Origin of the sequence: Rhodococcus sp. DMF-1 (assembly GCF_021441945.1) — a bacterium.
Lineage (GTDB): Bacteria > Actinomycetota > Actinomycetes > Mycobacteriales > Mycobacteriaceae > Rhodococcus > Rhodococcus ruber.
The window spans coordinates 2,509,875-2,522,653 of sequence record NZ_CP090442.1 but is presented as its reverse complement, the minus strand read 5'-3'; the positions used below and the strand labels follow the sequence as shown (position 1 = coordinate 2,522,653).

Here is a 12,779-nt window from a genome sequence, read left to right as displayed (position 1 = left end):
CCCGTGCCTGCCGGGAGAGGGCGCCTGAGCAGGTGAAAGTTACCCGCGGGTAGCCGGGGGTGCGCTTGGCGGACCGGGGCGATAGCAGTACGCTCGTCTTGTTTGGACCGTGTTCCGCACGTGTGAGCACGCCATAAATGGTTCATTGAGCCGACCACGATCGCACCCACAAAGTGGGATCGACTTGGGACCAGGGACACTTCCTAGGAGGACGCGAAGCGCACATGTCCAAGATCAAGGTTGAAGGAACGGTCGTCGAACTCGACGGCGACGAGATGACCCGCATCATCTGGCAGTTCATCAAAGACAAGCTGATCCATCCCTACCTGGATGTGAATCTCGAGTACTACGACCTCGGCATCGAGCACCGCGATGCGACCGACGACCAGGTCACCGTCGATGCGGCCAACGCCATCAAGAAGCACGGCGTCGGCGTCAAGTGCGCGACCATCACTCCCGACGAGGCCCGGGTCGAGGAGTTCGGCCTGAAGAAGATGTGGCGCTCGCCCAACGGCACGATCCGTAACATCCTGGGCGGCACCATCTTCCGTGCCCCGATCATCATCTCGAACGTGCCGCGCCTGGTGCCGGGCTGGACCAAGCCGGTCATCGTCGGCCGTCACGCCTTCGGCGACCAGTACCGCGCCACCGACTTCAAGGTCGACCGCCCGGGCACCGTCACCATCACTTTCACGCCGGAGGACGGCTCCGAGCCGATCCAGCACGAGGTGTGCCGGATTCCCGAGGACGGCGGCGTCGTCATGGGGATGTACAACTACAAGAAGTCCATCCAGGACTTTGCGCGGGCCTCGCTGTCCTACGGCCTGCAGCAGAACTACCCGGTCTACCTCTCGACCAAGAACACGATCCTCAAGGCCTACGACGGCATGTTCAAGGACGAGTTCCAGCGGATCTACGAGGAGGAGTTCAAGGCGGAGTTCGACGCCGCCGGACTCACCTACGAGCACCGTCTCATCGACGACATGGTCGCTTCCTCGCTCAAGTGGGAGGGCGGCTACGTCTGGGCCTGCAAGAACTACGACGGTGACGTCCAGTCGGACACCGTCGCGCAGGGCTACGGTTCGCTGGGCCTGATGACCTCCGTGCTCATGACCCCGGACGGCAGGACCGTCGAGGCCGAGGCCGCGCACGGAACCGTCACCCGGCACTTCCGGCAGCACCAGGCCGGCAAGCCGACGTCGACGAACCCGATCGCGTCGATCTTCGCCTGGACCCGTGGTCTCGAGCACCGCGGCAAGCTCGACAACACCCCCGAGGTGATCGAGTTCGCCCAGCAGCTCGAGGACGTCGTCATCAAGACCGTCGAGGCCGGCCAGATGACCAAGGACCTCGCCCTGCTCATCGGGCCCGAGCAGGCTTGGCTGACCACCGAGGAGTTCCTCGCCGCGCTCGACGAGAACCTCCAGAAGGCCCGCGCCTGACGCACGGACCGCACACGACGGGACGCCCCTGCCGGGGGCGTCCCGTCGTCGTTCCGGGTCGGGACCGTCCGCTACGGTGACCGGCGTGCCTCATGTCGTCTCCACCGTCAACGTCAACGGTGTCCGTGCCGCCGCCGGCAAGGGCCTGCTCGCCTGGCTGGCCACCGAGCCCGCCGACATCGTGTGCCTGCAGGAGGTGCGCGCCACCGAGCAGCAGTTCCACGCGGCGATCGCGCCGGCCCTCGATGCCGGGTGGTACGTCGTGTCGGCCGAATCGGAGGCCAAGGGCCGTGCCGGGGTGGCGATCCTGTCCCGGCGCCCCGCCGACTCCTCGCGCGTCGGGTTCGACGAGGACGAGTTCGCCGCCTCCGGACGGTACGTCGAGGCGGACTTCGGCGATCTGACCGTCGGCAGTCTGTACCTCCCCACCGGGGAGGCCGGCACCCCGAAGCAGGAGGAGAAGGAGCGGTTCATGGCGTCGTTCGCGGCGCACCTGAACCACCGCGCCGCCGAGGCCGAGGCCGCGGCCCGGCACATGGTGGTGTGCGGGGACTGGAACATCGCCCACACCGAGCGTGACATCAAGAACTGGAAGGGCAACGTGAAGAAGTCCGGGTTCCTGCCCGGCGAGCGCGCCTGGCTCGATGCCCTCCTCGCCGACGGCCGCTGGGTCGACGTGGTGCGCGCCCTGCACCCGGACGTCGACGGCCCGTATTCGTGGTGGTCCTACCGCGGGAAGGCGTTCGACACCGACGCCGGCTGGCGGATCGACTACCACCTCGCAACGGCCGGGCTGGCCGCCCGGGCGAAGGAGGCCCGCGTCGAGCGGGCCGCCACCTATGCCGAGCGCTGGTCGGACCACGCCCCGGTCACCGTGCAGTTCCGCTGACCCGGGCGGACCCCGCGATCGGAGCCGACCTCCCGGGAGCGGCTCTCCACGCACGTGAAAGTATCGACAACCATGGCGAGCACTGCAGAACAGAACACCACCACGCCGACCGCCCGGCCGCGGGTGCTGTCGGGTATCCAGCCGACCTCCGATTCGTTCCATCTCGGGAACTTCCTCGGCGCGCTGCAGCAGTGGGTTCCGTTGCAGGACGAATTCGACGCCTACTACTTCATCCCCGATCTGCACGCGATCACCGTGCCGCAGGATCCGAAGGGGCTGCGACGGCGCACTCTGCGCGCGGCCGCTCAGCTGCTCGCCGTCGGCATCGATCCGGACCGGTCGGTGCTGTTCGTCCAGAGCCAGGTACCCGAGCACGCCGAGCTGGCGTGGGTGCTGAGCTGCATCACCGGCTTCGGTGAGGCGAGCCGGATGACGCAGTTCAAGGACAAGTCCGCCAAGGAGGGCACCGAGCACGCCAGCGTCGGTCTGTTCACCTACCCCGTGCTGATGGCGTCCGACATCCTGCTGTACCGGCCGCAGCGCGTGCCGGTGGGGGAGGATCAGCGTCAGCACCTCGAGCTGACCCGTGACCTCGCGCAGCGGTTCAACACCCGGTTCGGCAAGACGTTCGTCGTTCCCGAGCCGCAGATCATCAAGGGCACCGCCAAGATCTACGACCTGCAGAACCCCACGGCGAAGATGAGCAAGTCCGCGGCCACCCCGGCCGGCCTGATCAACCTGCTCGACGATCCGAAGGTGTCGGCCAAGAAGATCAAGTCGGCGGTGACGGACAACGAGCGCGAGATCCGCTTCGACCCCGAGAACAAGCCCGGCGTGAGCAACCTGCTCACCATTCAGGCCGCGCTGTCCGGCCGGCCGGTCGACGAACTCGTCGCCGGCTACGCGGGCAGGGGGTACGGCGATCTCAAGGCCGACACCGCGGAGGTGCTCACCGAGTTCGTCGTGCCGCTGCAGGCGAAGGTCGACGAGTACCTCGCCGACGAGGCGGAGCTGCTGCGCATCCTGTCGACCGGTGCCGATCAGGCCCGCGAGGTGGCTTCCCGGACACTCGGGCAGGTCTATGACAGGGTGGGATTCCTGCCCCGCAAGTAGCCGGGGCGTGCCCCGCACACAGCCCGGGGCGGCGGAACGCGGAAGGAGCTGCCCACCGATGGCCGACGATTCCACCGAACCGTCGAAACCGGGGTTTCTCGAGCGGCAACGAGCGGCGCATCCGTCGCTCGACCACCTGGTACGGGCCGGCCTGCGGTACCAGGAGCAGAAGGGCGACTACTACGCCGCGGGAATCACGTACTTCAGTGTGCTGTCCCTGATTCCCATCCTGATGCTGTCGTTCTCGGTGGCCGGTTTCGTGCTCGCGGGCCGGCCCGAGACCCTCGAGCAGCTGCAGACCGCGATCGCCCAGAACATCCCCGGCGAGCTCGGCGCGACGGTGCAGGGCCTGGTGGACTCCGCGATCGCGTCCCGCAGCGCGGTGGGAACCGTGGGCCTGCTCACCGCCGCGTACGCGGGGATCGGCTGGATCACCAACCTGCGGGACGCGCTCACGGCGATGTGGGACCATCCGCATGTCAAGGACGGGTTCGTGCGCACCAAGGTCAACGACGCACTGACCCTCCTCGGCCTGGGACTCGCCATCGTGGCGTCGCTGGCCCTGTCGGCCGCGAGCAGCGGACCCGTCATGGACCTCTTCGTCGGGGTGCTGCGGCTCGAGAACGTGCCCGGCATCGGGGTGGCGCTGACGGTGACGACGATCGCCCTCGCCGTGTGCGCGACGTGGTTGCTGTTCACCTGGGTGATCGCCCGGCTGCCCCGGGAGCCCGTCACCTTCCGCAGCGCGATGCGGGCCGGCCTGCTCGCCGCCGTGGCGTTCGAGGTGTTCAAGCAGGTCGGCTCGATCTACCTCTCCCGGGTCACCAGCGGTCCCGCCGGGGTGGCGTTCGGCCCGATCCTCGGCGTGCTGGTGTTCGCGAACCTGACCGCCCGGATGGTGCTGTTCGCCACGGCGTGGGCGGCGTCGTCCAAGGAGAATCTGGTCCTGGCCCACGTGCCGCCCCCGGAGCTGGCTCGGATCACGCCGCGGGTGGAGGTGCACGAGGGTCCCGGCCTGCGCGGCGGTCTGGCGCTCGTCGGTGCCGGTGCGGTCGGCGGGGTCCTGCTCAGCGAGCGCTCGCGCGCCATTCGTCGAGCTGTGCGAGCGCGGTTTCGGCGGTAGCGACCGCCTCGTCGCGGTCGATGCGGGCGAGCAGCAGCGTGCTCAGCGACAGCGACGCCAGCACCCGTACCCGGTGGGCCAGCGTCTCGTCGTCGGCGGCGGGATCGAGGGCGCGCAGCGCGTGCCCGAACGCGGTCGCCAGCTCGGTGCGGTAGGCGGCGACGACCGCACGTTGCGCCTCGTCGTGCGCGGCGAGGCCCGCGGCGCTGTTGAGCAGCAGGCAGCCGCGGCGCGGCGAGTCGTCCGGCAGGGCCGCGACGGTGCGGGCCAGCGCCCGGAAGTAGCGTGCCGCCGCATCGGCGGCGACGGGTTCGTCGGTGAGGACGCGCAGCCGGGGACGCACGACGCGGTCGAGGTAGTCCCGCACGGCGGCGTCGAACAACCCGCGCTTGCTGCTGAAGGCGTTGTAGAGACTCGACCTGTTCAGGCCGGTCGCCCGCTCGAGCTCGGGGACGGACGTGGCTTCGAAACCCTTGTCCCAGAACAAATCCCGCGCTCTTTCCACGACATCGGTGGCGTCGAACCCCGGTGGCCGTCCCATGCGTCCTTCCGATCCTCCGTTGTGCAATGACCGGTCCAGTATATATTGGAAAGGTCAGTTCAATACTCCGGAGCCGCCGGGACTGTCCCGGCGGCTCGATACGTGAGGAAGGTTCACACCCGGTGACCTCTAGCACCCAGATCCAGCTGGTCCGGCGCCCCGTCGGCTGGCCGTCGCACGACGACTTCCGCACCGTGACGGCCGACCTGCCCGACCTCGGCCCGAACCAGGTCCGCGTCGTCAACGAGTTCGTCTCGGTGGACCCCTACATGCGGGGACGGATGAACGACGTGAAGTCCTACATCCCGCCGTTCGCCCTGGGGGAGACCATGACCGGCGGCGCCGTCGGCCGCGTCGTGGAGTCGACGTCGCCGGCCCACCCCGTCGACTCGGTCGTACTGCACGATCTGGGCTGGCGCGACGTCGCGCAGGGCGACGCTGCCGCCTTCCGCGTGGTCGACGAGCTGCCGGGGGTCCCGAACTCCGCCTACCTCGGCATCCTCGGCCTGACGGGGCTGACCGCCTACGTCGGTCTGATGCACATCGCCCGCATGCAGCCGGGGGACACCGTCTTCGTCTCCGGGGCCGCCGGAGCGGTGGGCACCGCCGCCGGACAGATCGCCCGGCTCGAGGGAGCGAGCCGGGTGCTCGGCTCCGCCGGCTCCGAGAGCAAGGTCGCGATGCTCACCGAGCGCTACGGCTACGACGACGCGTTCGACTACAAGTCGGCGCCCGTGCGGCGTCAGCTGCGCCGGGCCGCGCCCGACGGGATCGACGTGTACTTCGACAATGTCGGGGGCGACCATCTCGAGGCGGCCCTCGACGTCCTGCGCGACGGCGGCCGGGCCGCCCTGTGCGGCGCGATCGCCTTGTACAACAACACCGAACGCACGGCGGGCCCGGACAACATGGCCAACATCATCACCCGCGGCCTGACCCTGCAGGGCTTCACCCTCGGCCACTACACCCACGTCTTCCCCGAGTTCGCGGCGAAGATGGGGCCGTGGCTCGCGGCCGGCGACGTGGTGTTCGACGAGACGATCGTCGACGGCATCGGCAACTCGGTCGATGCCTTCCTCGACCTCATGCGCGGGCGCAACGTCGGCAAGATGCTCGTCCGAACCGCCTGACGTCCGGAGCCGGAACGGCCGGCGTCGTGCAGCGGAAGATTCGCTCCAGTGCCGGGCGGGCGCACCTTCCCGGCCGTAGAGTCGGGCGCATGAAAGCCCTCCAGTACACTGAGATCGGCTCCGAGCCGGTCGTCGTCGACGTCCCCACCCCGGCGCCCGGGCCGGGTGAGATCCTGCTGAAGGTCACCGCGGCCGGCTTGTGCCACTCGGACATCTTCGTGATGGACATGCCGGCAGAGCAGTACATCTACGGTCTTCCCCTCACCCTCGGCCACGAGGGCGTCGGCACCGTCGCCGAACTCGGCGCCGGCGTCACCGGATTCGAGACGGGGGACGCCGTCGCCGTGTACGGACCGTGGGGGTGCGGTGCGTGCCACGCGTGCGCGCGCGGCCGGGAGAACTACTGCACCCGCGCCGCCGAGCTGGGCATCACCCCGCCCGGTCTCGGCTCGCCCGGGTCGATGGCCGAGTACATGATCGTCGACTCGGCGCGCCACCTCGTCCCGATCGGGGACCTCGACCCCGTCGCGGCGGTTCCGCTCACCGACGCGGGCCTGACGCCGTACCACGCGATCTCGCGGGTCCTGCCCCTGCTGGGACCCGGCTCGACCGCGGTCGTCATCGGGGTCGGCGGACTCGGGCACGTCGGCATCCAGATCCTGCGCGCCGTCAGCGCGGCCCGCGTGATCGCCGTCGATCTCGACGACGACCGACTCGCGCTCGCCCGCGAGGTCGGCGCCGACGCAGCGGTGAAGTCGGGCGCCGGGGCGGCGGACGCGATCCGGGAGCTGACCGGCGGTGAGGGCGCGACGGCGGTGTTCGACTTCGTCGGCGCCCAGTCGACGATCGACACGGCGCAGCAGGTGGTCGCGATCGACGGGCACATCTCGGTGGTCGGCATCCATGCCGGCGCCCACGCCAAGGTCGGCTTCTTCATGATCCCGTTCGGCGCGTCCGTCGTGACGCCGTACTGGGGCACGCGGTCCGAGCTGATGGACGTCGTGGACCTGGCCCGTGCCGGCCGGCTCGACATCCACACCGAGACGTTCACCCTCGACGAGGGACCCACGGCCTACCGGCGGCTACGCGAGGGCAGCATCCGCGGCCGCGGGGTGGTCGTCCCGGGCTGACACGACGACGAAGGCTCCGCACTCGGATCGAGTGCGGAGCCTTCGTCGGGTACGGGGATCAGCGAGCGAACAGCAGCGCGCGCTTGACCTCCTGGATCGCCTTCGTCACCTGGATGCCGCGCGGGCACGCGTCGGTGCAGTTGAAGGTGGTGCGGCAGCGCCACACGCCCTCGACGTCGTTGAGGATGTCGAGACGCTCGGCGGCGCCCTCGTCACGGCTGTCGAAGATGAACCGGTGCGCGTTGACGATGGCGGCGGGACCGAAGTAGCTGCCGTCGTTCCAGTACACCGGGCACGAGGTGGTGCAGCACGCGCACAGGATGCACTTGGTGGTGTCGTCGAACCGGGCACGGTCGGCCTGCGACTGGATCCGCTCGCGGGTGGGCTCGTTGCCCGTGGCGATGAGGAACGGCTTCACGGCGCGGAACGCGTCGAAGAAGGGCTCCATGTCGACGACGAGGTCCTTCTCGACCGGCAGGCCGCGGATCGGCTCGACGGTGATGGTCACCGGCTTGCCGTCCTTGGGCAGCATGTCCTTCATCAGGATCTTGCAGGCCAGGCGGTTGACGCCGTTGATCCGCATGGCGTCCGAGCCGCACACCCCGTGCGCGCAGCTGCGGCGGAACGTGAGGGTGCCGTCGAGGTAGCCCTTCACGTAGAGCAGCAGGTTGAGCATGCGGTCCGACGGCAGCGCCGGAACCTGGAAGCTGTCCCAGTGCTGACCCTTGCCGTCCTCGGGGTTGAACCGCGCGATCTTGAGGGTGACCATCGTGGCGCCCTCGGGCACGGGTGGCAGGTTCGAGACGTCGGCTTCGTTCTTCTCGAGGGTTGTCATCAGTACTTCCGCTCCATCGGCTCGTAGCGGGTCTGCACCACCGGCTTGTAGTCCAGGCGGATGGGGGAGATCAGCTCCGTCCCCTCCTTGTAGGCCATGGTGTGCTTGAGGAACTTCTCGTCGTCGCGCTTCGGGAAGTCCTCGCGGGCGTGACCGCCGCGCGATTCCTTCCGGTTGAGCGCACCGGCGACGGTGACCTCGGCCATCTCGAGCAGGAAGCCCAGCTCGACGGCCTCGAGCAGGTCGCTGTTGTAGCGCTTGCCCTTGTCCTGGACGGTGATGTTCTTGTACCGCTCCTTCAGCGCGTGGATGTCCTCGAGCGCCTTGGTGAGCGTCTCCTCGGTGCGGAACACCGAGGCGTTGTTGTCCATGGACTGCTGCAGCTCGCTGCGGATGTCCGCCACGCGCTCCTTGCCGCCCGCGCCCAGGATCCGCTCGAGCCACTCCACGACGTTGCGGGCCGGGTCCTCCGGCAGGTCCACGTGGTCGTGGGTGTTGGCGTACTCGGCCGCGGCGATGCCGGCGCGACGGCCGAACACGTTGATGTCGAGCAGCGAGTTGGTGCCGAGACGGTTGGCGCCGTGGACGGAGACGCAGGCGCACTCGCCCGCGGCGTACAGGCCCGGGACCTCGTCCTCGTTGTTGCGCAGCACCTCACCGTTGATCTTGGTGGGGATGCCGCCCATCACGTAGTGGCAGGTCGGGTACACCGGCACGAGCTCGGTGACGGGGTCGACGCCGAGGTAGGTGCGGGCGAACTCGGTGATGTCCGGGAGCTTCTCCTCGAGGACGTCCTCACCGAGGTGCGTCACGTCGATGTAGACGTAGTCCTTGTTCGGGCCGGCGCCGCGGCCCTCGAGCACCTCGAGCACCATCGAGCGGGCGACGATGTCGCGGGGCGCGAGGTCCTTGATGGTGGGGGCGTAGCGCTCCATGAAGCGCTCGCCGTCGGCGTTGCGGAGGATGCCGCCCTCGCCGCGCACGGCCTCGGAGATCAGGATGCCCAGGCCCGCGAGTCCCGTCGGGTGGAACTGGTGGAACTCCATGTCCTCGAGCGGCAGGCCCTTGCGGAAGATGATGCCCATGCCGTCACCGGTGAGGGTGTGCGCGTTGGACGTCGTCTTGTACATCCGGCCCGAGCCGCCGGTGGCGAACACGATCGACTTCGCGTGGAAGATGTGGATCTCGCCGGTGGCGAGCTCGTAGGCGATGACGCCGGTGGCGACGGGACCCTCGGGGGTCTGCGTCAGCGAGATGTCGAGGGCGTAGAACTCGTTGAAGAACTCCACGTCGTGCTTGACGCAGTTCTGGTAGAGCGTCTGCAGGATCATGTGACCGGTGCGGTCGGCCGCGTAGCAGGCGCGCCGTACCGGGGCCTTGCCGTGGTCACGGGTGTGGCCACCGAACCGGCGCTGGTCGATCTTGCCCTCGGGGGTGCGGTTGAACGGCAGACCCATCTTCTCGAGGTCGAGCACCGCGTCGATGGCCTCCTTGGCCATGATCTCCGCAGCGTCCTGGTCGACGAGGTAGTCGCCACCCTTGACGGTGTCGAAGGTGTGCCACTCCCAGTTGTCCTCCTCGACGTTCGCGAGGGCGGCGCACATGCCGCCCTGCGCGGCGCCGGTGTGGCTGCGGGTCGGGTAGAGCTTGGTCAGAACTGCGGTGCGGGCGCGGGGACCGGCCTCGATGGCCGCACGCATGCCGGCGCCGCCGGCACCGACGATGACCACGTCATAACGATGTTCCTGCATGAAGTCGTAGCTCCCCTAGCTCGCAACGATGTTGGGGTCGAAGGTGAAGATCACATAGGTGCCCAGGCCCATGATCAGGATCATCGACACGACCAGGATCGTGTTGAGCCAGAATCGGGTCGAGTCCTTGCGGGAGTAGTCCGCGATGACGGTGCGCAGGCCGTTGCCGCCGTGGAGCTGCGCGAGCCAGAGCATCGACAGGTCCCAGAACTGCCAGAACGGGCTGGACCAGCGTCCGGCGACGAATGCGAAGTTGATGCGGTGCACGCCCTCGTCCAGCATCAGCATGATGAACAGGTGGCCGAGCACCAGGATGATCAGGGCGAGACCGGACAGGCGCATGAACAACCAGGCGTAGAGCTCGAAGTTGTTCTTCGCGGCGCGGCGCGGGGAGCGCGGATTGTCGAGGCTGGCCGGGCGGTCGTACGCCGTGCCGAGAGTCTTGGCTTCAGTCATCTCAGTGCCCCGCAAACATGTTGTAGAAGATGCGACCGGCGGCCGGGATCATCACCACGAACCAGATCGCCAGGACCGTCCAGAGCATCACCCGCTGGTACTGCGGGCCCTTGGACCAGAAGTCCACGAGCATCACGCGCAGGCCGTTGAGGGCGTGGTAGAGCACCATCGCCACCAACCCGAGCTCCATGAGACCGACGACGGGATTCTTGTAGGTCTCGATGACACTGTCGTAGGTCTCGGGATTCACCCGGACGAGTGCCGTGTCCAGGACGTGGACGAAAAGGAAGAAGAATGTCGCCACGCCTGTGATCCGGTGCAGAACCCAGGACCACATGCCCGGGTCTCCCCGGTAAAGCGACCGTGTGCGCCCCGGTGCGGGAGCGGCTTCAGTCGTGCTGCTCATCGAGTGCTGTGCCTCCAACGTCAATGGTGGACGCGTCGAGCCTCTCCAGCCTCTGGGGGATTCCGCAGCACGGGCTCGACGTGAACCTGAACCGACTTCGACCGACTTTAGTCCTATCCGAAAGTCGGGAACTAATTCGCGTGGCGGTTCGTACGGCCGCCAAATAACAAGTTAGGTATGCCTTTCCAACTGTGATCTGGCCCGGGCGGGGCGGTGGACCGTGGAATCGGCCACCGTGACAGGATGGGCAACCATGCCGGACGTAGACTGGAAAACCTTGCGCGCCAAAGCACATGAGGTGATGGGCCGCGCGTACGCACCCTACTCCCGTTTCCCGGTGGGGGCTGCGGCGCTCGTGGACGACGGACGGATCGTCGTCGGATGCAATGTGGAAAATGTCTCACACGGAGTGGGCCTGTGTGCCGAATGTGTACTGGTCGGTAACTTGATCTCCGGTGGTGGCGGGCGGTTGCGCGCCGTCGCCGTCTGCGACGCGCGTGGGGCCGTCCTGAGCCCGTGCGGGCGCTGCCGGCAGATCCTCGCCGAACACGGCGGTCCCGAACTCGAGGTCGACACGCGTCGCGGTCCGCGGCCCCTCTCCGAACTGCTGCCGGACGCGTTCGGGCCCGGTGACCTGGACGCGGTGCGCGAGGCGGGAGGGACCGATCGTGCCTGACGCCCTGTCGATCATCACCCGCAAACGGGACGGCAAGGAACTCGGCGGCGCCGAGATCGACTGGATCATCGAGGCGTTCACCCGTGGTGTCGTCGCCGACGAGCAGATGGCGGCCCTCGCGATGGCGGTCTACTTCCGGGGCATGACGCGCGCCGAGACCGCCCGCTGGACCACCGCCATGATCGACTCGGGCCGGCGTCTCGACTTCACCGGACTGGGCCTGCCCACCGTCGACAAGCACTCCACCGGCGGCGTAGGCGACAAGATCACCCTTCCGCTGGCTCCGCTCGTCGCTGCCTGCGGCGTCGCAGTACCCCAGCTCTCCGGCCGCGGACTCGGCCACACCGGCGGCACCCTCGACAAGCTCGAGGCGATTCCCGGCTGGCGGGCGGAACTGAGCACCGCCGAGATCGCCGAAATCCTCGCCGACCCGGCGGTGGGTGCAGTCGTCTGCGCGGCCGGCGCCGATCTCGCCCCGGCCGACCGCCGCCTCTATGCCCTGCGCGACGTCACAGGCACGGTCGAGTCCATCCCCCTGATCGCCAGCTCGATCATGAGCAAGAAGATCGCCGAAGGCACCGGCGCCCTCGTCCTCGACGTCAAGGTCGGCTCCGGGGCGTTCATGAAGAACCTGGGCGACGCCCGCGAGCTCGCCCGCACCATGGTCGAGCTGGGCGAGGACGAGGGGCTGCACACCACCGCGCTCCTCACCCGGATGGACGTCCCGCTCGGGCGCACCGCCGGCAATGCCCTCGAGGTGCGCGAGGCCGTCGAGGTGCTCGCCGGCGGCGGCCCGTCGGACGTGGTCGAGCTGACCCTCGCCCTCGCCCGCGAGATGCTCGCCGCCGTCGGTCGCGACGACGTCGACCCCGCGGACCGGCTGCGCGACGGCACCGCCATGGACCGGTGGCGCGCGATGATCGCCGCGCAGGGCGGTGACCCCGACGCGCCGCTGCCCGCGGCCCGGTACACCGAGGAACTGCGCGCACCCGGCGACGGCGTGCTGGCCGAACTCGACGCGATGGCGGTGGGCGTGGCCGCATGGCGACTCGGCGCCGGCCGGGAACGGCAGGGCGAACCCGTGCAGGCTGCGGCGGGGATCGAGCTGCACGCGAAGCCGGGGGACCGGGTCCGCGCCGGGGACACGATCGCCACCCTGCACACCGACACCCCGGTGAAGTTCCCCGCCGCGATGGCGACCCTCGGCGAGGGCGTGCACATCGCCGATTCCGCGCCGGCGACACGACCGCTCGTCGTCGAGCGGATCACCGCCTAGCCGACTACCGT

13 protein-coding genes are annotated in these 12,779 nt (G+C 68.8%); 8 read left to right on the top strand and 5 right to left on the bottom strand.

Features of this window, described 5'->3' with window-relative positions; all coding sequences use genetic code 11:
* Positions 1-224: 224 nt before the first annotated feature.
* The 4 genes from LZP97_RS11670 to yhjD all read left to right on the top strand — a co-directional run bounded on the left by LZP97_RS11670 (position 225) and on the right by yhjD (position 4,567).
* The gene (locus tag LZP97_RS11670; RefSeq protein WP_010594845.1) at positions 225-1,442 is read left to right on the top strand and encodes an NADP-dependent isocitrate dehydrogenase; all 1,218 of its coding nucleotides are present in this window, start codon (positions 225-227) and stop codon (positions 1,440-1,442) included.
* An 85-nt stretch (positions 1,443-1,527) separates the two neighbouring features.
* Positions 1,528-2,331, top strand: coding sequence for an exodeoxyribonuclease III (locus LZP97_RS11665; protein ID WP_026137507.1), 804 nt, complete (start codon positions 1,528-1,530; stop codon positions 2,329-2,331).
* A gap of 72 nt (positions 2,332-2,403) precedes the next feature.
* On the top strand, positions 2,404-3,444 hold the full coding sequence (gene trpS / locus LZP97_RS11660) for a tryptophan--tRNA ligase (protein ID WP_040272418.1): 1,041 nt from the start codon (positions 2,404-2,406) through the stop codon (positions 3,442-3,444).
* Between the two features lie 58 nt (positions 3,445-3,502).
* On the top strand, positions 3,503-4,567 hold the full coding sequence (gene yhjD, locus LZP97_RS11655; protein WP_048770697.1) for an inner membrane protein YhjD: 1,065 nt from the start codon (positions 3,503-3,505) through the stop codon (positions 4,565-4,567).
* On the opposite strand, the gene LZP97_RS11650 is transcribed toward yhjD, so the two are convergent.
* Positions 4,512-5,108, bottom strand: coding sequence for a TetR/AcrR family transcriptional regulator (locus tag LZP97_RS11650; RefSeq protein ID WP_048770699.1), 597 nt, complete (start codon positions 5,106-5,108; stop codon positions 4,512-4,514). The genes yhjD and LZP97_RS11650 overlap by 56 nt on opposite strands.
* A gap of 122 nt (positions 5,109-5,230) precedes the next feature.
* On the opposite strand from LZP97_RS11650, the gene LZP97_RS11645 reads away from it, so the two are divergent.
* On the top strand, positions 5,231-6,238 hold the full coding sequence (locus LZP97_RS11645; protein ID WP_010594840.1) for an NADP-dependent oxidoreductase: 1,008 nt from the start codon (positions 5,231-5,233) through the stop codon (positions 6,236-6,238).
* Between the two features lie 89 nt (positions 6,239-6,327).
* Positions 6,328-7,368: an NAD(P)-dependent alcohol dehydrogenase gene (locus tag LZP97_RS11640; RefSeq protein WP_010594839.1), complete on the top strand. Its 1,041-nt coding sequence runs from the start codon at positions 6,328-6,330 to the stop codon at positions 7,366-7,368.
* Positions 7,369-7,426: 58 nt separating this feature from the next.
* On the opposite strand, the gene LZP97_RS11635 is transcribed toward LZP97_RS11640, so the two are convergent.
* From LZP97_RS11635 to sdhC, 4 genes are read right to left on the bottom strand one after another with little or no spacing between them, the layout of a single operon-like run.
* Entirely contained in the window at positions 7,427-8,203 is a 777-nt protein-coding gene (locus tag LZP97_RS11635; protein ID WP_003935736.1) for a succinate dehydrogenase iron-sulfur subunit, read from the bottom strand.
* Positions 8,203-9,954, bottom strand: a complete 1,752-nt coding sequence (sdhA, locus tag LZP97_RS11630) for a succinate dehydrogenase flavoprotein subunit (protein ID WP_003935735.1) — start codon at positions 9,952-9,954, stop codon at positions 8,203-8,205. The genes LZP97_RS11635 and sdhA overlap by 1 nt, the downstream gene beginning before the upstream one ends.
* A gap of 15 nt (positions 9,955-9,969) precedes the next feature.
* The gene (locus tag LZP97_RS11625; RefSeq protein ID WP_010594838.1) at positions 9,970-10,410 is read right to left on the bottom strand and encodes a succinate dehydrogenase hydrophobic membrane anchor subunit; all 441 of its coding nucleotides are present in this window, start codon (positions 10,408-10,410) and stop codon (positions 9,970-9,972) included.
* 1 nt (position 10,411) lies between these two features.
* Entirely contained in the window at positions 10,412-10,816 is a 405-nt protein-coding gene (gene sdhC, locus LZP97_RS11620) for a succinate dehydrogenase, cytochrome b556 subunit (protein ID WP_072786530.1), read from the bottom strand.
* 253 nt (positions 10,817-11,069) lie between these two features.
* Here sdhC and LZP97_RS11615 point away from each other — a divergent pair, with 253 nt between their 5' ends.
* Together LZP97_RS11615 and LZP97_RS11610 are read left to right on the top strand one after the other, a co-directional pair.
* Positions 11,070-11,492: a cytidine deaminase gene (locus tag LZP97_RS11615; protein WP_026137505.1), complete on the top strand. Its 423-nt coding sequence runs from the start codon at positions 11,070-11,072 to the stop codon at positions 11,490-11,492.
* Positions 11,485-12,768: a thymidine phosphorylase gene (locus LZP97_RS11610; protein ID WP_017679621.1), complete on the top strand. Its 1,284-nt coding sequence runs from the start codon at positions 11,485-11,487 to the stop codon at positions 12,766-12,768. The genes LZP97_RS11615 and LZP97_RS11610 overlap by 8 nt, the downstream gene beginning before the upstream one ends.
* Positions 12,769-12,779: the final 11 nt, after the last annotated feature.

What these genes read in the sequence shown, in the direction of transcription:
- sdhA (WP_003935735.1), bottom strand. Translation starts at nt 9,954, where the DNA reads ATGCAGGAACATCGTTATGACGTGGTCATCGTCGGTGCCGGCGGCGCC.
- trpS (WP_040272418.1), top strand. Translation starts at nt 2,404, where the DNA reads ATGGCGAGCACTGCAGAACAGAACACCACCACGCCGACCGCCCGGCCG.
- LZP97_RS11640 (WP_010594839.1), top strand. Translation starts at nt 6,328, where the DNA reads ATGAAAGCCCTCCAGTACACTGAGATCGGCTCCGAGCCGGTCGTCGTC.
- yhjD (WP_048770697.1), top strand. Translation starts at nt 3,503, where the DNA reads ATGGCCGACGATTCCACCGAACCGTCGAAACCGGGGTTTCTCGAGCGG.
- LZP97_RS11625 (WP_010594838.1), bottom strand. Translation starts at nt 10,410, where the DNA reads ATGACTGAAGCCAAGACTCTCGGCACGGCGTACGACCGCCCGGCCAGC.
- LZP97_RS11635 (WP_003935736.1), bottom strand. Translation starts at nt 8,203, where the DNA reads ATGACAACCCTCGAGAAGAACGAAGCCGACGTCTCGAACCTGCCACCC.
- LZP97_RS11615 (WP_026137505.1), top strand. Translation starts at nt 11,070, where the DNA reads ATGCCGGACGTAGACTGGAAAACCTTGCGCGCCAAAGCACATGAGGTG.
- LZP97_RS11670 (WP_010594845.1), top strand. Translation starts at nt 225, where the DNA reads ATGTCCAAGATCAAGGTTGAAGGAACGGTCGTCGAACTCGACGGCGAC.
- sdhC (WP_072786530.1), bottom strand. Translation starts at nt 10,816, where the DNA reads ATGAGCAGCACGACTGAAGCCGCTCCCGCACCGGGGCGCACACGGTCG.
- LZP97_RS11650 (WP_048770699.1), bottom strand. Translation starts at nt 5,108, where the DNA reads ATGGGACGGCCACCGGGGTTCGACGCCACCGATGTCGTGGAAAGAGCG.